General features: G+C 72.4%; 14 protein-coding genes. 9 read left to right on the forward strand and 5 right to left on the reverse strand.

Features of this window, described 5'->3' with window-relative positions:
- Positions 1 to 36 precede the first annotated feature (36 nt).
- Complete coding sequence (locus tag AB0D01_RS11750) at positions 37 to 3,117, forward strand: DUF3962 domain-containing protein (protein ID WP_363054944.1); 3,081 nt, start codon at positions 37 to 39, stop codon at positions 3,115 to 3,117.
- Between the two features lie 18 nt (positions 3,118 to 3,135).
- Here the strand turns inward: AB0D01_RS11750 and AB0D01_RS11755 are convergent, their stop codons facing one another.
- On the reverse strand, positions 3,136 to 3,864 hold the full coding sequence (locus AB0D01_RS11755) for a hypothetical protein (protein WP_363054945.1): 729 nt from the start codon (positions 3,862 to 3,864) through the stop codon (positions 3,136 to 3,138).
- A 1-nt stretch (position 3,865) separates the two neighbouring features.
- Entirely contained in the window at positions 3,866 to 4,051 is a 186-nt protein-coding gene (locus tag AB0D01_RS11760; RefSeq protein WP_363054946.1) for a hypothetical protein, read from the reverse strand.
- 437 nt (positions 4,052 to 4,488) lie between these two features.
- On the opposite strand from AB0D01_RS11760, the gene AB0D01_RS11765 reads away from it, so the two are divergent.
- Together AB0D01_RS11765 and recQ are read left to right on the forward strand one after the other, a co-directional pair.
- Positions 4,489 to 4,809, forward strand: a complete 321-nt coding sequence (locus AB0D01_RS11765; RefSeq protein WP_363054947.1) for a hypothetical protein — start codon at positions 4,489 to 4,491, stop codon at positions 4,807 to 4,809.
- 40 nt (positions 4,810 to 4,849) lie between these two features.
- Positions 4,850 to 6,874 carry a DNA helicase RecQ gene (recQ, locus tag AB0D01_RS11770; protein ID WP_363054948.1) on the forward strand — a complete coding sequence of 675 codons (2,025 nt, stop codon included), beginning with the start codon at positions 4,850 to 4,852 and terminating at the stop codon, positions 6,872 to 6,874.
- 88 nt (positions 6,875 to 6,962) lie between these two features.
- On the opposite strand, the gene AB0D01_RS11775 is transcribed toward recQ, so the two are convergent.
- Positions 6,963 to 7,637 (reverse strand): hypothetical protein, encoded by a 675-nt coding sequence (locus AB0D01_RS11775; RefSeq protein ID WP_363054949.1) that lies wholly within the window; start codon positions 7,635 to 7,637, stop codon positions 6,963 to 6,965.
- An 861-nt stretch (positions 7,638 to 8,498) separates the two neighbouring features.
- Between AB0D01_RS11775 and AB0D01_RS11780 the strand changes: the two genes are divergently transcribed.
- From AB0D01_RS11780 to AB0D01_RS11795, 4 genes are all read left to right on the forward strand, one after another.
- Positions 8,499 to 9,287: a LuxR C-terminal-related transcriptional regulator gene (locus AB0D01_RS11780; RefSeq protein WP_363054950.1), complete on the forward strand. Its 789-nt coding sequence runs from the start codon at positions 8,499 to 8,501 to the stop codon at positions 9,285 to 9,287.
- A 294-nt stretch (positions 9,288 to 9,581) separates the two neighbouring features.
- Positions 9,582 to 13,424: an ACP S-malonyltransferase gene (locus AB0D01_RS11785; RefSeq protein ID WP_363054951.1), complete on the forward strand. Its 3,843-nt coding sequence runs from the start codon at positions 9,582 to 9,584 to the stop codon at positions 13,422 to 13,424.
- Between the two features lie 204 nt (positions 13,425 to 13,628).
- Complete coding sequence (locus tag AB0D01_RS11790) at positions 13,629 to 15,116, forward strand: hypothetical protein (protein ID WP_363054952.1); 1,488 nt, start codon at positions 13,629 to 13,631, stop codon at positions 15,114 to 15,116.
- Between the two features lie 163 nt (positions 15,117 to 15,279).
- Positions 15,280 to 16,509, forward strand: a complete 1,230-nt coding sequence (locus tag AB0D01_RS11795; RefSeq protein WP_363054953.1) for an MFS transporter — start codon at positions 15,280 to 15,282, stop codon at positions 16,507 to 16,509.
- A 144-nt stretch (positions 16,510 to 16,653) separates the two neighbouring features.
- Here the strand turns inward: AB0D01_RS11795 and AB0D01_RS11800 are convergent, their stop codons facing one another.
- Positions 16,654 to 17,247 carry a hydrolase gene (locus AB0D01_RS11800; RefSeq protein ID WP_363054954.1) on the reverse strand — a complete coding sequence of 198 codons (594 nt, stop codon included), beginning with the start codon at positions 17,245 to 17,247 and terminating at the stop codon, positions 16,654 to 16,656.
- A gap of 173 nt (positions 17,248 to 17,420) precedes the next feature.
- Here AB0D01_RS11800 and AB0D01_RS11805 point away from each other — a divergent pair, with 173 nt between their 5' ends.
- Together AB0D01_RS11805 and AB0D01_RS11810 are read left to right on the forward strand one after the other, a co-directional pair.
- Positions 17,421 to 17,978, forward strand: a complete 558-nt coding sequence (locus tag AB0D01_RS11805) for a pyridoxamine 5'-phosphate oxidase family protein (RefSeq protein WP_363054955.1) — start codon at positions 17,421 to 17,423, stop codon at positions 17,976 to 17,978.
- Between the two features lie 49 nt (positions 17,979 to 18,027).
- Positions 18,028 to 19,074 (forward strand): enoyl-CoA hydratase/isomerase family protein, encoded by a 1,047-nt coding sequence (locus AB0D01_RS11810; protein ID WP_363054956.1) that lies wholly within the window; start codon positions 18,028 to 18,030, stop codon positions 19,072 to 19,074.
- Here AB0D01_RS11810 and AB0D01_RS11815 read toward each other — a convergent pair.
- Positions 19,061 to 19,804, reverse strand: a complete 744-nt coding sequence (locus tag AB0D01_RS11815) for a TetR/AcrR family transcriptional regulator (RefSeq protein WP_363054957.1) — start codon at positions 19,802 to 19,804, stop codon at positions 19,061 to 19,063. The two genes, AB0D01_RS11810 and AB0D01_RS11815, sit on opposite strands and share 14 nt — an antisense overlap.
- Positions 19,805 to 19,943: the final 139 nt, after the last annotated feature.

Genomic DNA, 19,943 nt, shown 5'->3' on the forward strand with positions numbered 1-19,943 from the left:
CCCGGACCCGCACTTCCGACTCCGAAGGAGCCGACCATGCCCGTCAACTACCGCCACATCGGCACCGCCACCTGGCTGCCCGCCGACGCCGATGCCTTTCGCAGCGCAGGCTACCGGGCGTTGCCCTTCCCCGAGGAGTGGCGCGACGCCGTCCTGAGCCTCTGCAACGCGGGCCGCGCCCCCGGGGACACCGCCTGGCGGACCGCTCCCACCTACCGCCTCGAACAGGTCCTGCAGACCTACGCCCCCGACGTGCTGGTCATGCCCCGCCCGTTCCACCGGCGGGAAGACGCGGAGCCCGCCCGCTGGCTGTACGTCGCCGAGGACGTCCCCGACCCGCTGCCGCCCCGGATCCTCGGCACGCTCGTCGACCGGTGGCTCGGCGACATCCGACCCGACCTCGCCACGGACCCGGAATACCGGGCGTTGCTGAAGGACGTCCGCGCGGAACTGCGGGCACACCCGCCGCAATGGGAGCACGTCACCCGAGAGCTGCTGCCCCGCAAGCAGACCCCGGGTGGCACGGCCGCCGTCGACTCCGACCAGTTCACGCTCACCCCGGACTGGCTCGCCCGCCGGATCCTGGACCTCGGCCCCTACCCGTACGAGGGCGGGAGCCTGCACTTCCGGGCGATGCCCCGTGGTCGCCGCGACAAGGGCGCCGAACTGGTCTCGCAGCCCCTCCCGTACGAGCCCGAGCCCGGAAAGGGCACGGGTTGGTTCTCCGTCGTTCTCAACATCTCCCTGCAGACCGTGCCGTTCGACCCGCTTCCCCGTGTCCATCTGCACTGGACGGTCCGCCGCTGGGCCACGCGCCGCTCCGCCGTCGAGGGCGGGGGGCAGCGGTTGAGACTGCCGTGGGGTTCGGCCACCACGGTCCTGCTCCGACCGAAGGTGCCCGTGTTGCCCGGAGTGCCCCTGAGTGAACGGTACGCCGTGGCCCGCCTCAAGCGCGTACGTGACCGCGAGAGCGGTACCTTCCGTGACACCTGGGTGAACGGCGGCCCGGCCCAGCTCCTCGCCGGCCTCGCCATCGGCGAGGTCTTCCCCGACGCGGACGCCCTCCTGGCCGAACCCGAGCAGTGGCTCACCCGGGGCATGCGGGCGGCGATCGTCCACCGCCCCGCCATGGGCCGTCACGAGGTCGCCACGGGCTTCATGGCGCACCAGTCCTCACAGCTGACCGGCTGGGCGGAGGCCGCTCTGCCCGAAGAGCTGCGGGCGGCCCGTCCGATGGAGAACTCCCGACTGGGCGGCCCGAGGCCCGTCAACGCGCCACCGGCCACCGTGAAACACGACCTCAAGGAGGACGAGGAAGCGCGCCGCTGCCAGGAGCGTCGGCGCGCGGCAGCCCACGCGCTGTCCGCCTACGCACCGTCCGACTCGTCCGGACGACCGGTCCTGGAGGCGAGACTCCTGTGGCAGACCGCCGACATGCGTGACGCCATGCTCGACGCCCTTCGGCGGCGTCTGGGCCTGGAGGCGGACGGCTCCCACGAGGGCGGATCCGACGAGTCCGCGTACGAGGCAGCCGTCCCGGGCAACCCCTTCGTCCACGAGTGGCACAGCCCTGAACTCACCGTGCGCGTCCGCTGCCTGCGCCCGGTCGTGCGCACGAACGAACGGACCGGTATCGCCCTGACCGCCGGCCTCGACCTCCCCGGCGCGGGAGGCAAAGCCCGCCCCGACGAGGTCACGGCGGCCGTCCACGCGCGACGCACGGCGACCGCCCACTGGCTCACCGCCGACCGCACCGGCGACGCCCCCGGCCTCGCACTCGTCGAACTTGCCCGCGCCGACGACTTCGCTCGCGGCGCGGACCCCAAGTTCGCCCTGCGCCTGGGCTGTGCGGACGCCGGCTTCGTGACCCAGTTCATGGCCACCCCGCAGAAGGTCAAGGGATACAACTCCATCGGCAACATGGCCCATCGCGCCCAGATGGCCTGGGACGACGGACTGCGGCAGCTGGGTGCCAGGGTCCACCCCGAGCACGCCCTGGGTTCAGGGCTTCCCGAAGACCTCCGGTACGCGGCCGTGTGGATGGTCCGCAAGAACCGCACCTCTCGCAACCGCTGGCCTGCGCACGTGCCCGTGGCCGTCCTCGTCACCCCCGAAGGCCGGGGCAGCGGCCTCGCCCGGGTCGAAGGATGGGACCCGTGGGCGGACGGCGGAGCCGGCGCCTGGGTGCCGTACCCGCAGATGTTGATCCGGCTCACCCACCTTGCCGAGGTGGCCCCCCTGGTGCCCGCACCGCGCACGGAAGACGAGGGCACGACCCCGGCCCCGCGCGGGAGCTGGAACAAGGATCGGGAGCAGCAGCGGCGCGATGCCGAGGAGTGGCTGCAGACGATCCGCAGGACCCTGCACAGCGCTCCGACGATGCTGCTCGCCGACGCCCTCAATGCCCGTTCGCACTGGACCTGGCTGCAGGACGGTCGGACCGAACCCGACCGCATCCGGGACGGCCGGGCTCCGGCCCGGCGGCTCCACCCCGATCTGCGGCTGGTGCGCGTACGCACGGCCGCCGGACGGGAGACGGCCCAGTGGTGGGGCATCAACCCCGGCGACGGGCCGAACGGCATCGGGACCCACCTCTGGGTCCCCCAGGATTCCCCGTCGGGCCGTGTCTTCTACAGCACCACCCCGAAGCCGGTGCAGTTCCGCGATTCGGCAGTCCAGGCCGACAAGCTCGCCCCGCGCCCCATCACCCAGGGCAAGCGAAAGGGCGAACCCACCGTCGACACCGGAATCCCCGCCTGGATGCCAGGGCTCGTCGAGCTCGCCGTTCTGGGCTGCCACACCGACGACGGCGACGACCCCGAGGCTCTCGCGATGGCCGCCCACCTGCTGCGTCAGCCCCCGGACTACCCGCAGGCACTCGCCCATCCGCTGCCGCTGCACCTCGCCGGCCTCGCGCAGGAGTACGTCCTGCCGACGCGCACCGAGAACACCACACAGGAGGCGGACGAGTCCCGCGCCCCGGGGGACCCGCTCGACGACCCGGCCTCCGAAGCCGACCCGGCAGCGCACGCGGCCGCGGGCCTCGACACGGCCGTGCAGTTCGACGAACCGGAGGAGTATGAGGAGGAGGGACAGCTCGCCCTCTTCCTGACCTGACGACCGTGCCGCGGGCGGTCAGTCCAGGCGGTACGTCATCAGGGCGCCCGCCGGGATCGTGGACAGGCGGCCCGTGGGGATCTGGAGGATCGTCGTGTACGGGAGCGGGGTGCCGTCGCGGGTGGGGTTCAGGGCGGCGCAGCCCGAGGTGCAGGTTCCCGGGTTGCGGACGTGCAGGAGGCGGCTGTCGGAGCCCACGAAGGCGTAGTCGAGGCTGCCGCCGCTGCCGTTGACCCGGAACGTCGAGGTGGACGGCAGCCGCATGTGGTAGCCGACACCCTCGGCGCCGCGTTCGCGGATCTGGGTGCGCCCCACCCCGGTGAACTCGACCTCGTTCTTCGGGGTTTCCACCCACACCACCCGAAACAGCGGGGCGCCGTTCGCGTACAGGGTGGCGGTCGGGTACGCCGACAGGTCGGTCGGGGCCTTCGTGCGCGTCGGCGACGGGCCGCGGGTCGGCGTGCGGGTGGGTGTCCGGCCGGTCGTCGCGGTGCGCGTCCTCGTCGGGGTCGGCGAGGAGGTCCGTGACGCGGAATCGGAGTCGGAGGGCGAGGGTGAGGGGGTGTCCGACGGTGTCTTCGTCGGGTCCGGGGTGCGGCCCCCTGCGTTGTTGCCGTGGTTGTTGCCGCACTCCGCGGTGTCGCCGCAGTTGACGTTGGTGCCGCCCTGCTGGTGGTACTCGTTCGAGGTGCAACCGGCGGTCAGCAGCGCGGCGGCGACCACCCCCGCGCACAGGAGCCGCGACAACCTAGCGGAGCCCGTTCCCGCAGTCGGCGTCGTCGCCACAGACAACGTTGATCTCCCCCCGTTGGTCGATGGACGGTCCGTCGGACTTCCCGTTCGAACCGGAGCAGGACGTCACGATGACCGCGGCCACGACCGTGGCCACGGCCGCGATGATCCCGCTGATGACCAGACCCTTGCCCTCGTCCATCGCCCGCCCCCTCGCGCGTGGCGTCTCCGCCGCTCCGCGTCCCCCTCGGCAGGATAGGGGTTCGGGCCCGGCGGGGGGAGGTTTCGGCCAACTCGTCGTGTGACCAATTGGCTTGATCCGCAAGGGAGTTCGGATGGCGTGCGGTTGGAGTGGCGGCGCCGCGGGCGGGCGCGTTTGCGGCGGGGGCTCCGGTGCCGCTATAGTCGATCTTGAGCCCGCCGCCCCGCGCAAGCGACGAAGCGGGCCACGCGTTGGTGGTCCAAGGAAAGGCACCCCACTTCCTGTGGGGGGATGCAGGTGCAAGGCCTGCCCAGCGCTCGATCAAAGGCCCCGGCCTCCGCGAGGAGGTCGGGGCCTTCTCGTCGTGCGCGCCGCCCGCCCGGGCGGCGGACGGCGCCGGCGGGTGCCGGGTGCGGACCGATCGGGGGAGCGGCGTGGTGGACGAGGCGCGGGCGCGGTGGATCATCACCGCCGAGAAGGTGAGCGAGTACGGCGGTGACGACGGCGGTCACCTGGAGATCGTCCGGGAGCTGGAGGGGACCCGCGAGGAGGTCGAGCGGGCCCTGGAGGAGGCCGCCCGGACCGTCCAGGTGGGCACGTTCTTCCAGGAGCGCCGCCGACAGGTCTACGGGCAGCTCGACGGCTCCTACCTGGTGCGGAGCACGGGGCGGATGGGGGTCCGGCGCAGCCGGGTCCTGCGCGCGGGCCGGCTGGTGTGGGACTCCGAGGGCCAGGGGAGCACCGGGGACGGGCGGTAGTCCGGTCGGGGGTGTCGGCGGGCGGCGCTAGGCTTCTCCAATGGCCCTTTCGGACGCGTCCCCCGAGATCGCCGATGCTCTGCGGGTGCTCCACCGCGTCTTCGGCTACGACTCCTTCCGCGGTGAGCAGCAGCAGATCATCGAGCAGGTCGTGGGCGGCGGTGACGCCCTCGTGCTCATGCCGACCGGCGGCGGCAAGTCGCTCTGCTACCAGATCCCCGCCCTGGTCAGAGCCGGTACCGGCGTGGTGATCTCGCCGCTGATCGCGCTGATGCAGGACCAGGTGGACGCGCTCACCGCGCTGGGGGTGCGGGCCGGGTTCCTCAATTCCACGCAGGACCCGTACGAGCGCCAGGCCGTGGAGCAGGCGTTCGTCGCGGGTGAGCTGGACCTGCTCTACCTGGCGCCCGAGCGGCTGCGCACGGAGGGCACCCAGCGGCTCCTGGACCGGGGCGAGGTCTCGCTCTTCGCGATCGACGAGGCGCACTGCGTCGCCCAGTGGGGCCACGACTTCCGGCCCGACTACCTCGCGCTGTCGATGCTGCACGAGCGCTGGCCGAAGGTGCCGCGGATCGCGCTGACCGCGACGGCCACCGAGGCCACGCACGCGGAGATCGCGGCGCGGCTGGGGCTGGAGGAGGCGCGGCACTTCGTCGCGAGCTTCGACCGGCCGAACATCCAGTACCGCATCGTCGCCAAGAACAACCCGCTCAAGCAGCTGCTCGACCTCATCCGCACCGAGCACGACGGGGACGCCGGCGTCGTCTACTGCCTCTCGCGGTCCTCGGTGGAGAAGACCGCCGCCTCCCTGGTGGAGCACGGCATCGACGCCGTGCCCTACCACGCGGGCATGGACGCCCGGACGCGCGCCGCGAACCAGGCGCGGTTCCTGCGCGAGGACGGGGTCGTGGTCGTCGCGACGATCGCCTTCGGCATGGGCATCGACAAGCCGGACGTCCGTTTCGTCGCCCACCTCGACCTGCCGAAGTCGGTCGAGGGCTACTACCAGGAGACCGGTCGCGCGGGCCGCGACGGCGAGCCGGCCACGGCCTGGCTGGCGTACGGGCTCCAGGACGTGGTGCAGCAGCGCAAGCTCATCGAGGGCTCCGAGGGGGACGAGGCGCACCGCCGCGGGCTGGCCGCGCACCTGGACGCCATGCTCGCGCTGTGCGAGACCGTCGAGTGCCGTCGGGTGCGGCTGCTGGCGTACTTCGGGCAGTCGGGCGAACGGTGCGGCAACTGCGACACGTGCCTGACGCCCACCGAGTCCTGGGACGCGACGGTGGCGGCGCAGAAGCTGCTGTCGACGGTGTGGCGGCTGGCGAAGGAGCGTCGCCAGAAGTTCGGCGCCGGCCAGATCATCGACATCCTCCAGGGCAAGAAGACGGCCAAGGTCATCCAGTTCGACCACGACGGGCTGTCGGTGTTCGGCGTCGGCGCGGACCTGGGCACCGCCGAGTGGCGCGGTGTCGTACGCCAACTGCTGGCGCTGCGGCTGCTGGCCGTGGAGGGCGACTACGGGACGCTCGTCCTGACGGACGGGAGCGGTGAGGTGCTCGCGGGGCGCCGCACCGTCACGATGCGCAAGGAGAAGACGCCGACCCCGTCCCGCAAGGAGTCCGGTTCCGGTTCCGGGTCCCGGTCGGGCAAGGGCGCGCGGGTGCCGGTCGACCTGCCGGCGGCGGCCGGGCCGGTCTTCGAGGCGCTGCGGGCCTGGCGGGCCGCGACGGCGCGCGAGCAGGGCGTACCGGCGTACGTGGTCTTCCACGACGCGACGCTGCGGGAGATCGCGACGGGACTGCCCGCGACGGTGGCGGAGTTGGGCACGATCGGCGGTGTCGGCGAGGCCAAGCTCGCCAAGTACGGGGAGGGCGTGCTCGCCGCCCTCGCCGAAGTCGCCGCCGGACCGGCGGCAGGCGGGGCGGGCGGGGCCGGCGGGGCCGGCGGGGCCGGCGGGCCGGGCGTACCGCCGCGGGCCGCCGCCGCGCAGGACCACCCGGAGCCGCCGTTCGAGGACGAGCCGCCCTTCGACCTGGACGAGATGGATCCCCCGTGGGAGGAGTGACCCCGCTCCCGACGGGCTGATTCCGCCGGGCCGTGGCCGCGCGGCTCCGCTTCCGGCCCGACGGTGTACACGCGGGCCCCGGGTCGTCTCATTCGGGGCCGGGGGCCGCCTCGTAGTGTTCGGAGCGCTGCCTCGCCGTGGTCGGTGAGTCGTCCCCCGCGCCGCCCGGCGGCGCGCAGGGCGAGAACAGCGGATCGTCCAGGACGACGATCCGGTAGCCGGGCCGCCGGGGCTTCGACGCGGGCGGCGTCCGTCTCGGCCCGGCCGCGGACCTGACGGAGCGGGCCCGCTGGGCCGCCGCGACCAGGGCGCCCACCAACGGCGCCTCGGAGCGCAGCCGGTTGAACCCGCGTACGGAGATGCCGGCCAGCCCCGCGGCCGCCGGCCACGCCGCGCCCTTGCGGATGGCGTTCAGGACGAGTTGGAGCGCGGCGGGCGTCGGCGCCGTGCGCGGGTCGAGGCCGTGGGCCTCGGCCAGGCCCTGGGCCGCCCGGACCGCCGCGGCGAAGCTGGCGTCCATGGCCAGCCACTCCCGCATCGTGCGTTCCGCGACGCCCGCGACGGCGGCGCACCCGGGGATGGTCAGTCCCTGGGCGGCTCCGCGTACCGCGTCGGCCATGCGGGCCACCGTCTCCTCCCGCTGGCTGGGAGGACGGTGCAGCGCCTCGCGCAGTGCCCGTTCCGTCTCTTCCTGGCACCCGAACCAGGCCACCACCTCGTCGGCCCAGTCCTCCTGCCGGGTGTGGTGTCGCTTTCCTTGCATCCGTGCCCCCACATTTAGGTAAGCCTAACCTAAATCATAGGGCCAACGGCTGTCACGCTGCGACGTCCTGTCCGACGTTGTCCCGAATGAGCCCCGGCTCAGGGCCGGGTGACGTCCACTCGCCCTCCCGGCTCGAACCGACGCAAAACCGATGGACGGCCGGAAGACGGGCGCATGACGGATGCACGACGAAGCGGGGCGAAACCCTCTCGTCCGACTCGAACTTCGGTCTCGGAGCGGTCAGTAGGCGGCAAGTCGCCCGCCCCCGGACCTGGTTGTGGCAGAGCGCTCTTGACGCCATGGGGCCGGCGCGTGTCAGAGTCGACAAAGTTGCTGTTCAGCGACGTTGCACGGGCCCGCACCACCCGCCGGCCACGGTTCTTCGCGAGCCGGCCGGCATCCGCTTCGCGGAGGTGGGCGGGCCCCGCACGGGGGGCGATGGAGGAAGGCTCGATGAAACATCTCGTCAGTTCCGCACGGCCGGTACGGCAGGACGCGGCGCCCACCGCCCGTCGACGCCCGGCGTGGCCGCGCAAACCCACGACCTAGCGGGGTGACGCCCGCGCGCGACGGGCCCGTGAACACGTCGGCGCCCCCACGGGGCGACCGGGCCGTCGCACCGGCCGTCGAAGGGCGCCGGAACGCGGTCGGGGGCGCGATCGGAGACGGGGTCGGTTCGAGGCCGGGGTCGGGGAACCGGGTCGACCGCCCCTGCGCGAGCCCCGCCGCACCGCCACACCACCCGCGCACTCCGCGCACCCGCCGACGTACCGACAGCCGGACGCAGGACGAAGCACCCGACCTCCCGGCCCGTCCGATCCATCGGCCGTCCGACCCGCGGCCTTGAAACAAGGAGCAGTCATGAGCGTCACGGCAGAGCCGGTGACCGATCTCCGCAACCTCACTCTTGACGCCCTGCGCGACCAGGCCCAGCAACTCGCCGAAATGGCGGGCAGACTGTTCGAGCAGGAGCGCACCACCCCGGTGAACCAGGCCGGAGCGGGCGACCGTCCGGCCGCGAGCACCGAATCGGTCGCCGCCCACATCGTCCACCAGGCGGGGCATCGGTCGGTCATCGCCCAGTCGAGCTACTCCACGGGACCCTACGAATACGGCGACCTGCTGCTGAACAAACTGCACGCCCAACTCCTCGCCCGGGGCAGCGAGGTCCGCATGATCCTGCCGACCCGGGTCCTCGGGGACGAGGAGGCCTTCGAGCAGCTCTGCGAGCTCTCGCACCTGGGCGCCGAGATCCGGCTCTCGCCCCACGAACTGCCCACCGCGACGGTCTTCGACGGACGCCTCGCGCTCCTCGACGGCGCGGGCGGCGGCCCCTCCCACGAGATGGCCGTCGTCCGAGACCTGGACACGGCCAAGGCGATGGCCGTGCTGCACACCGCCGTCTGGGACGCGGCCGTCGACCTGACCGCCGTCGGCGGCGGCTGGACGGAGGGCGAGACCTCCCTGCGCGTGCTCAAGTCGCTCAGCCTGGGCCAGACCGACGAGGTGGCGGCCCGCGAACTCGGGCTGTCGGTACGGACCTACCGCAGACACATCGCCTCCCTGATGCACCGTCTGGACGCCACCTCCCGCTTCCAGGCCGGTGTCCGCGCGGCCCAGCTCGGACTCATCGACTGCTCCACCCCCTGACGCCGGCCGGCGGCGGACCGCCGACCGGCGCGAAAGGACAGGCGAAAGGACAGGGGAAAGGGCAGGCGAAAGGGCCCCCACCCACCCGGTACACGGGTGGGTGGGGGCCCTTTCGCCTGCCCTTTCCGTCGGCGGTCGGATGTCAACAAGCTGCCAACGCGCCGCCGAAATGGCACATTCATGCGGCGCCGACCCACGCCCCCTTCCCGCTGCCTACGCTCGAAGAGTGAACGGAGAACGCGACCGAAAGAAGAGAACCGACGGCCGCGAACGAGGACGGGGAGGAAGTCGAACATGAAACTCGACGGAATGCGCGCGGGATTATCCGGAGTCACGACCGGCGAGCGCTCCTCGAATATCGCCAGAATCGACGGACCGCCCGCGACGGCCTTCGCGGACACCGGTAGCCGCGCCGGCGTCGTCGGCTTCTTCCCCGGTCTCGGCAGCCGGGCCGCCTACCGCGACCTCGGCCGTCTCCTCCTGGACAGCGGCATGCCGGAGGTCGCCGGGATCTACGCGGACGGCGCCCGGGCCCTGGGCCTGCCGGGCCGCCCCGAGCGGCTGCTGACCGCCTCCGAGAACATGCCCGAGGGCAAGCTGGAGCAGCAGGGGTTCATCGGCGCCGCGTTCACGGTGCACAACCTGGCCCTCCACGCCCACCTGCGCGCCTCGGCGGCCCGCGCCGGCCGGCCGCTGAGCTTCGCGGCCTACACCGGAGAGAGCTTCGGCGTCCTGGCCTCCGCCGTGGCCAGTGGTTCCCTCTCGGTCGCCGACGGCGTGCGGATCGCCCGCGCCTTCACGCCGCTGATGCTGCTGGCCGCCTCGGGCGAGACCTCCACCGACGCCATCGCCCGCGAACTGGCCCCGTACCTGCCCGGCCGCACCCGCGGCGAGCCGCTCGTCCCCGAGCCGTCCCACGTGGTGGCCCTCAGGGGCGCGCCCGAGGCCCTCGCCGAGGTCCTCGACGTCCTGTCGGCCGCCGTCTCGACCCTGGACGTGGAGGTCCACAAGCTCTACTCCCCGCGACAGGTGAACGTCTACGTCCGCGCCGGCGCCAAAGCGCACTTCGACCGGTTCCTGAAGGACTTCCCGACCGTCGCCTCGGAGGAGCTGAAGGACCCGACCGTATTCCTGGCCCATTCCGCACGGATGCGACCCGTCCGCCGGGCCCTGGCTCGTTTCATCGAGGAGAACGTCATCATCTTCAAGAACCCTCACACCCCGGTGGTCTCCAACAGCGACGCGGGTCTGCTCACCACGGGCGAGGAAATCAGGGACGCGGTCCTGGCGATGACCGACGAGGTCATGGCCTCCCGGAGGACCGCCGAGGTCCTGGAAAGCCTCGACCCCGAAATGATCCTGGAATTCGGACTCGGCAACAAATCCCTGCAACTGTTGGCCGACAACAACGTGGAGGCGCCCGCCATGCCCTACACCGGTGAATTCTCCGAGACCGACCTGCTCATCGGGTCCGTGCGCCTCATGAACGGTCTGACCGGGGAGTTGGACCGGCTGCGCGCCGCCGGCGGCCCCCTGGAGGAACAGCACTACGACACGCTCCGCAGCCTCTTCCGGATGGCCTCGACGAGCCCCTTCTTCGACAAGTACCTCTACCGCACCATGAGTCGGGTCATCACCCGGGAGATGCTGCATTCCGAACGCGACGGCTCACCGGCGTTCCACCGGTTCCTGGAGGTCTTCCAACACACCTCCAACCACCGCGACTCCGTCGACCTCGACGGCGGCGAACTCGTCCTCCAGGCCCGCCTGAAGAAGCGCATCAGCGGTCCCGCCGACACCCTGGGCCAGGCCTTCACCGAGATCGTGGTCCTCGACGCGCGGGGCCACATCTCGCAGCGGGAGTCGACCGACGTCGAGGAACCCGAGGTGGTGGTCTTCCACTTCGCCCGACCCGACGACGGGACGACCGGAGCCCTCGAACCGGCCGTCGCCACCCGGACGTTGCTGGACACGCACCCCGACACGGAGACCGAGACCGTCCCGGACCGGGACCCCGACGGCGCCCCCTACGCGGACCGGGCGGCGGCGGAGCGGATCGCCTACCACCACACCCTCTTCCGCATGCTCCGCCGGCACCGCCCCGCCCTCTTCGCCCAGAGCGACTTCTTCCTGGAGGGCCGCGACCCGGAGGGCTGGCTCGTCGCCCTCGCCGCGTCCGGAGCCGTCCCGCTGGCCGAGGCGATGGCCGCGGGCAGCGCCCACGCGGCGGCCGGCAACCGCGCGCAGGAGACCCGCGCCGCCCTCCAGCGCCTGCTGTTCACCCTCGACGCCTCCGAGATCCCGCTCATCTCGCCGGAGGGAGTCCCGGTCCAGTCCAAGAAGGACCTGGAGGCCTCCACCCGAGCCGTCTTCCACAACCTCGCGCTGGAATCGCCGATCCGCCGCGTCCACCTCAACGGCCGGTCCCGGATCGTCGCGCTCGGCTCCACCCTCGACCCCGCCGTCGTGGACGCCGGCCCCTTCCGCACCGACGTCATCGACCTCCTCGACCCGTCCGAGGTGTGGGAGCGCCGCACCAACCCCGCCCTCGACGCCTTCGAGGACCGCTCGATCCTCAGCCTGACCCCCGAGCACGAGAAGGTGCTCCGCTACGCCCAGGGCCGTCGGCTCCTGCGCAGCACGGTGTACGCCTACGTCCACGCGGACGAGGAGATCGTGGGCTTCGGCGCCGGCGGCAGCGAGTCCATGACGATCTTCATCAAGCGGGAGGGCGACGAGGAGATCACCGTCCGCAAGATCCTCAGTGAGGCCCTGACCACGGCCCACTGGGACCCGGACGGCGAGGGCGTCATGCTGCCGCCCTTCGCCAAGGCCAGGAAGCAGGCGGAGTACCTCCAGGCCCTGCCGGACTCCGTGCGCCGCAACTTCCCCGAGGTCGGCGAGATCCTGGAGCGGGACATCCCCATCCCCGCGCACCTCCAGAAGGACGGTCGGACCATGGACCGGGAGGTCATCTACGAGATGAGCTACGTGAAGGGCGAGGAGGTCAGCCGCTTCGTCGAGAAGCACTCCCCGCCGCCGGCCGTGATCGCGCGCCTCTACGAGCAGATCTTCCGGGTCCTCAACGAGCAGGTGCACTCCGTCGGCCGGGTCCCCGCCCCGGGGGAGACGGTGGACATCTCCTACTTCCAGAAGATCGAGCACCGGCTCGCCCTCAGCCGCGAGACCGCCCCGGTGACCTTCGGGCCGGACCTGCTGGACACCCCGACCATCGTCATCAACGGCGTCACCTACCTGAACGCGCCGACGCTGCTGGAGCGCTTCCGGGAGCACCCGGAGTACCTGGAGGTCCTGGAGCCGCGGTTCCACTCCCTGGTCATGGGTGACACGAACACCGAGAACATCAAGATGGCCGACCCGGCTCCGCTGCTGCACGCCCAGCGCCTGATCGAGGCGGGCGCCCCGCGGGCCGCGGTGGACGCGGCGCTGGACGCCATCACCCCCGAGTCCCTGGGCATCCAGTTCCTGGACCCGCGGGCCATCGGCTTCAAGACCGACGGCGCCGACACCCGCGACGACTCGATGTACGACAACAAGCCCTGGCACAACTCGATCGGCCACTACGACGAGATCCACTTCGAGCGCTTCAGGCTCCGGGTCCGCACCGGCCGCGGTCGCGCCCCGAACGTCGAGATCGAGTTCGACGAGGGGAACCCGTACGCCGACGCGTACCGGGTCCGGGACGTGACGGCCTCGGGCGAGCAGATCGACACCACGGCCGAGCCGCGCGGGATGGAGGACTGGTTCGCCCCCGTGATGACCGCGGTGTACGGCCTGGACGACCCCATGTCGCGCAACGTGCGGGAGGACCCGTACTGGCTCATCCGGTTCGTCTTCATGATGGGCAGCCACTTCACCGCGATGCCGCCCTTCCACTTCCAGGCGGAGCTGGACGGCACGTTGACGGACACCTACCAGACGCAGCGCCGGCCCGTGGCGATCTACTGCGAGGGCATCAAGTGGCTCAACTGGGCGCTGGAGATGCTGGAGGGCGACCGGGACGAGTTCCTCGGCCTGACGGTTCCGCCGCTGCCCTACGTCACCCGTGGCCACGCGCTGGTCGGCCTGCGCTTCGGGGGCTCCGGATTCGACCGCGGAGCGGCCGCCGCCGCGTAGCCGCGGGCCTTCGCCCCCCCCGCCGTCCGCCGCCGCGGAGCCCGCGGCTCCAGCGACGGTCAGGCGGAACCCCAGTATCGACTGCCAGTGTTCCTAGTGGTTTCGGGTCGACCGCTCAGGCGGACGGCCCGCGCGGGTAGCGCTGGTCGCCGGTCGGGACACAGTCACAGCCACCCCTGTCCAACCCGCTGGAAGGATCACCCCATGCCCATTGCTTCCACCTCACTGCCGGTGGCGGGCCTGAAGGACCTGCGACACGAGTCCCGGATGATCGCGACTCCGTGGAGCCGGATGGTGCGGGGCATCGGCCTCGGTCAGTACCCCGTGGCCTACGATCCCGCGCTCGCGGCGCAGATCCGTCGGACGTTCGGACTCCTGGCGGAGCGGGTGTCCGCCGCCAACACCTACACCCTGTTCTCCAGGCTCCTGGCGGACCTGATCCTCAAGGTCGAGGACCCGTCCGGCGCCGGTGAGGCCGAGGTCGGCCCGGCGCTCGGACCGATCCTCGACGCGATCCGCTCGGAGGAGAACCTCTACTACCGCCTGATGGCCGGCTGCATCCTGATGGACGCCTTCGCCAAGCTGGGCCTGGACCGGGGCTTCCTCGTCAACCAGGAACTGGACTTCCCGGCGGAGATCCTCGCGGTGGCCGACGCGATCCAGCCGGACCGCATCGAGGACGAGAACAGCGGCCGGCACGGCGACTACGAGCGCCTGTCCGCGTACTCGGCGGTCTTCCTGGCCCTCGGTCAACTGGGCCTGAAAGACCGCCTGGTGTCCGGCCCGCGCGACTACGTCACCGAGGCGCTGGACCTGCTGGAGGGGATCCCCGGCCCGTTCTTCCGCGGGCGCGGCGGTTCCATGCTCCTGTCGGTGATCTGCCTGCTCGGCTTCGAGGAGCGGATCTTCGACGGCGAGCGGGACTACATGAGGGAGGTCCTGGACTACCTGGACCGCGCCGACGAGATCGACAACCCGCCGTCCTTCCCGAGCCCGATGACGCCGAGCTTCTCGAAGGTCTATCCCCTCCTCACGATGCTGAACGCGATCGCGATGTCGGGCCGCGAGGAGTACCTGACCCACGGGAGGGACCGGCTCGCCGAAGCGCGGGAGCTGATGGCCGGCATCTCCCCGGTGGAGAGGACCCACATGGGCCTCTACTACCTGATCGCCCTGCACAACCTCGGGCGGCTGGAGGAGGAGGTGCCCGACCTCGACGCCTTCGTGGAGGGCGTGGTGGGTCAGTGGCGGACGGTGGACCCCGGAGCCAACTTCTTCCTCAACGGGATCGCCTACCCCTACATGATCTCGACGGCCATGGTCACCGGCCGCACCGACCTGCTGACGGACGAGGCGCTCGACCGCCTCGTGGATTCCTACCCCGACCTGGAAGGGACGGAGTTGGACCGCGTCAACCGGCCCTACCCGCTGAGCTACGTCCTCAACATGCTCGGCGAGATAGGCGAGTCGCACCGGCTCTTCGAGCCCCGGGCCCGCTACGGGGACCGCTCCGCCATGGAGTGGGTCGTCGACCGGATCTCGCAGGACGGGCGCGAGGAGGGCAACCGGCTCTACATGCTCGACCACTCCCTGGTGGGCTTCGCCCTGCGCATGCGCGGCGCGGGGACGGAGGAGACCGAGCTGTTCCAGGACTTCCGCTTCCGCCTCACGGCGCCCCTCGTCCCCCGGTAGGACCCGCGGGGACCGAGAACACCCGTCCGGTACACGGGTGGTGGAGTCCCGGTGGAGCCCCGGTACAGCGAGGAACGGCTACGACGCTCGCGCCGATAGCCCGCGCATACAATGATTGCAGACGCCTCATGCGGGCGCCTGCACCGTACTGAAAGGTTTGGACATGCCTATCGGGCTTATCGCCTTAGCACTCGGGGGCTTCGGTATCGGCCTCACCGAGTTCGGGATCGTCGGGCTGCTGCCCGAGGTCGCCGCGGACTTCGGAGTCACCGAATCGGTGGCCGGTTACCTCGTCTCGGGGTACGCGCTCAGCGTGGCCATCGGGGCCGTCGCGCTGACCGCGGCGATCGCCCGGTTCGACCGCAAGAAGGTGCTCCTCTCGCTGATGGTGCTGTTCATCATCGGCAACCTGATCTCCGCGGTCGCGCCGTCGTACTCCCTGCTGATGATCGGCCGTGTCGTCGCGGCCCTGTGCCACGGCGCGTTCTTCGGCGTCGGCGCCGTCGTCGCCGCCGACATGGTCGCTCCCAACCGCAAGGCCGGAGCCATCTCGCTGATGTTCGCCGGCCTCACCGCCGCCAACGTCCTCGGCGTCCCGCTCGGCACCTTCCTCGGCCAGCAGCTCGGATGGCGCTCGACCTTCTGGGCCATCACCGTCATCGGGGTCGTCGCGCTCGCCGGCATCAAGCTCCTCGTCCCGCAGACCGCCCCGCCCGGCCAGGTCAGCCTGCGCGGCGAACTCGGCGCCTTCCGCCGGCCCCAGGTCTGGGTGTCCATCACGCTCAGCATCCTCGCCTTCGGCGGCGTGATCGGCGGCTTCACCTACATCGCCTTCACCCTCACGGAGGTCAGCGGCTTCGCCGCCTCCACCGTCCCGTGGCTGCTGGTCCTCTTCGGCCTCGGCACCTTCGTCGGCAACTTCTACGGCGGCAAGTTCGCCGACCGCGCCCTGAACACCTCGCTCATGGTCAGCCTCGGCCTCCTCGCGGTGGTCCTCGCGGTGTTCGCCCTCACCGCCGAGAGCAAGATCATGACGGTCATCTCCCTGCTCCTCATGGGCACCGTCGGCCTCTCCACCGCCCCCGGCCTCCAGCTGCGCACGATGAAGTACGCCCAGGACGCCCCCACGATGGCCTCCGGCGCCAACATCGCCGCCTTCAACGTGGGCAACGCCCTCGGCGCCTGGGTCGGCGGCCTCGCCATCGGCGCCGGCTACGGCTTCATCTCCCCCCTGTGGGCCGGAGCCGGCGTCACCGTCGCCGGTCTCGTGGTCCTGGCGGCCGGCTCCATCCGCTCCGGCGGCGCCGCCAAGGCCGTCGCCCCGGCCCAGGAACTGCGCACCGAGCAGTCCGCGCCGGTCGCCCGCGAGCCCGAGCGGGCCAAGGCCGCCTGAGCACCACCCGCGCGCGCCAGGGCGCCCGGACCGTTCCCTCGCGGAACGCTCCGGGCGCCCGGTCGTGCGTACGCGCGCCCGCGCGTCCCGGCGGGGCCGGCGCGGCGCACGGGGCCCGGGCCGGGGCGGTCGGAGGCGCGGGGCTCAGGCCGGGGCGTCCAGCGCCGCGATCACCTCGGCGGTGGAGACGACCCGGCCGATCCGCGGGAAGATCCGGCCGAAGCTGTGCGCGTGCGCGTCGGCGTCCGGATCGGTGGTGGCGTCCTCCGCGAAGACCAGCCCGTAGCTGTGTTCCCACGCGGTGCGCGCCGTGGACTCGACGCCGATGCTGGTCGAGATCCCGGCCAGGACGATCCGCCGCACCCCGCGCCTGCGCAACTGGAGGTCGAGCTCCGTCCCCGTGAAGGCACCCCAGTGGCGCTTGGTCACCGTCACGTCCCCCAGGGCCGCGAGTTCGGCGGGGATCCGCGAGAACGCGGGCGGCGGCGCGGTCGCCGGACCCGGCCGGTCGACGTCGGTGGAGGGCAGGTCGCCCCCGTCGGGCGACCAGGCGACGTTCACCAGGACCACGGGCAACCGGTGGGCGCGGAAGGCCCGCGCCAGCGCGATCCCGTTGCGCAGGACCTCCGCGCCGGGACGGACCGTCGGCAGGGCGAGGATGCCCTCCTGGAGGTCGATCAGCACCAGGGCCGTGGCGGCGTCCACGGACAACGGGGAGGACGGGGCGGGGGTGTTCACGGCGGGACTCCTCGGCTCTGCGACGCGCGGGGGCCCGACCGGAGGCGGGCCGGGCGCGGCCGACCAGCCTACGGCGCCCGCCCCGGCCGCACCGGGCGGCGCGGCTCCGGGCGCGGCGGCGGTTTCCCCGCGGCCCGACGGTCGTTGACGGGGTGGACGAAAGGAGATCCGCCATGCCGCCACGGGAACCCGCGCAGCAGCCCACGACCGAACTCGACGCCCGCTACAGCTCCGCGCTCAACCCCCGCCCCGGCGCCGAGGACGTCACCGCCACCGAGTGGACCGAGGCCCTGCGCCGCATGGCCGCCGCCGAGATCTTCTGGGTCTCCACGGTGCGACCCGACGGCCGCCTGCACGTCACCCCCGTCATCGCCGCCTGGCACGACGGGGCGCTGTACTTCTCGACCGGCCCCGGCGAGCAGAAGGCGAGGAACCTGGCGCACGACGGACACTGCGCGCTCACCACCGGCGGGAACGCCCTCACCGAGGGACTCGACCTCGTGGTCGAGGGACGGGCCGCGAAGGTCACCGATCCGGCACTGCTGGAGGAGGTCATCGCCGCGCACGAGGCGAAGTACGGACGGCACATGACCTCGCCCGAGGGCACCTTCCACGGGATGGACGAGGCGATCCGCAAGGGGGAGGCGATGGTCTTCGCCGTGGCCCCGACCACGGCGTACGGCTTCGGCCGCGACGACGGGGTCTACACCCACACGCGGTGGACGTTCTGAGCGACGCGCGGCGGAGGTCGCGCCCGGGCCCGCCGCCATACTGGCCGGTGTGAAGACCGAAGACGACACCGTAGTGATCGACCGGGTCGGCCGGGCCGGGTACCTCACGTTGAACCGGCCCCGGGCGCTGAACGCCCTGACCCACGCCATGGTCCGCCGGATCTCCGCGACGCTGGACGCCTGGGAGGAGGATCCCGACGTACGGACGGTGGTGATCCGGGGAGCGGGGGAGCGGGGCCTGTGCGCGGGCGGGGACATCCGCGCGATCCACGACGACGCGAAGGCCGGCGGCTTCGCCTCCGCCGCGTTCTGGCGCGACGAGTACCGCCTCAACGCCCGCGTCGCGCGCTACCCGAAGCCCTACGTCGCCCTCATGGACGGCATCGTCATGGGCGGCGGGGTCGGGGTCTCCGCGCACGGTGCCTTCCGGATCGTCACCGAACGCTCCCGCGTCGCCATGCCCGAGACCGGCATCGGGTTCGTGCCGGACGTCGGCGGAACCTTCCTGCTGGCCCGCGCCCCGGGCGAACTCGGCACCCACCTCGCGCTGTCCGGCGCCTCGGTCGGCGCGGCCGACGCCCTCCTGTGCGGCCTCGCCGACCACCACGTGTCGGCCGACGTCCTGCCGGCCCTCGCCGCCGACCTCGCGGACCTCCCCGTGCCCGAGGCGCTCGCGCGGCACGCCTCGGCCCCGCCGCCGGGCGAACTGGCCGCGGCCCGCGCCTGGATCGACCCCTGCTACGGGGCCGACACCGTCGAGGAGATCCTCGAACGGCTCCACGCCGGCGGGGTGCCCGCCGCCAAGGAGGCCGCCGAGCTCCTGCTCACGCGTTCGCCCACGTCCCTGAAGGTCACCCTGGCCGCCCTGCGGCGGGCCCGCGGGCTCGGCCCGCTGGAGCGGGTCCTCGAACAGGAGTACCGCGTCTCCTGCAACACCCTGTCCCACCCCGACCTCGTGGAGGGGATCCGGGCCCAGGTCATCGACAAGGACCGCAGGCCCCGTTGGAACCCGGCCACACCGCAGGAGGTCGGGGAATCCGATGTGGCCCGGGCCTTCGCGCCGCTAGGCGAGGGGCGCGAGCTCAACCTCGGTTGACCCGGGTCGCCAGGCCGTCCAGCATCCGCTGGAGTCCGTAGTCGAAGTCCTCCGCGCGCGTCCGCGCCGGATCCACGCCCTGCCGACCGGCAGCGTGGTCCTTCGCCGGCGGGTGCCCTTCGAGGGACTCCCCGTCCGCCGGCGGCGGGGACGGCGACCGCCCGTCCCCGCTCGTGCCGCCACGCGCGAGCGGCGACAGGCGGGAGGCCTCACCGGTGGTCGCGCCGATCACGTAGGAGACGACCGCCCTCACCGCGAGCTCGGCCTCGCCCGGGGGGAACCCGACGTCCCGGGCCGGCGCGAGCATCCGCTCCGACATCCGCGCCTGGTTCGGTCCCGGGTGGGCGAGGCCGACCCGGCCGGGCACGGAGGCCACCCAGGGGTGGCGCAGGACCATGGAGCGCAGGCTGTGCGCGCCGCGCGACAGGGCCTCGCGCCACCCCTCGGGGCCGCCCTCGGACGGGAGGTCGACCTCGACGTGGACCGCGTCGACCACGAGTTCGATCAGCTCGTCCTTGTTGGCCACGTGCCGGTACAGGGAGGTGGCCGCGGTGCCCATCCCGGTGCCGAGCCTGCGCATGCTCAGCGCCTCCAGGCCCTCGGCGTCCAGGAGCCGGACCGCCGCGGCGACGATCTGCTCGCGGCTCAGGGCGGGCCGTTCCCCCCGGCGGCGCCGCCCGGTCCACACGGAGGGGACGGGCGCGGAGGGGGGCGGCTCTGCGGAGGACATGCCGCCACCCTAGGGCCTGTCGTCGAACTCCCGCCTGCCCCGCGACGCCCGGCACGCGCTCTCGCCGCACCGGGCGAAAGACCGAGTACGTCCAGTACACGGGCTTCCGCCCGGCACGCCGAGAGCACGCACCGGACGC

The organism is Streptomyces sp. NPDC048606 (genome assembly GCF_040650855.1).
Taxonomy (GTDB): domain Bacteria; phylum Actinomycetota; class Actinomycetes; order Streptomycetales; family Streptomycetaceae; genus Streptomyces.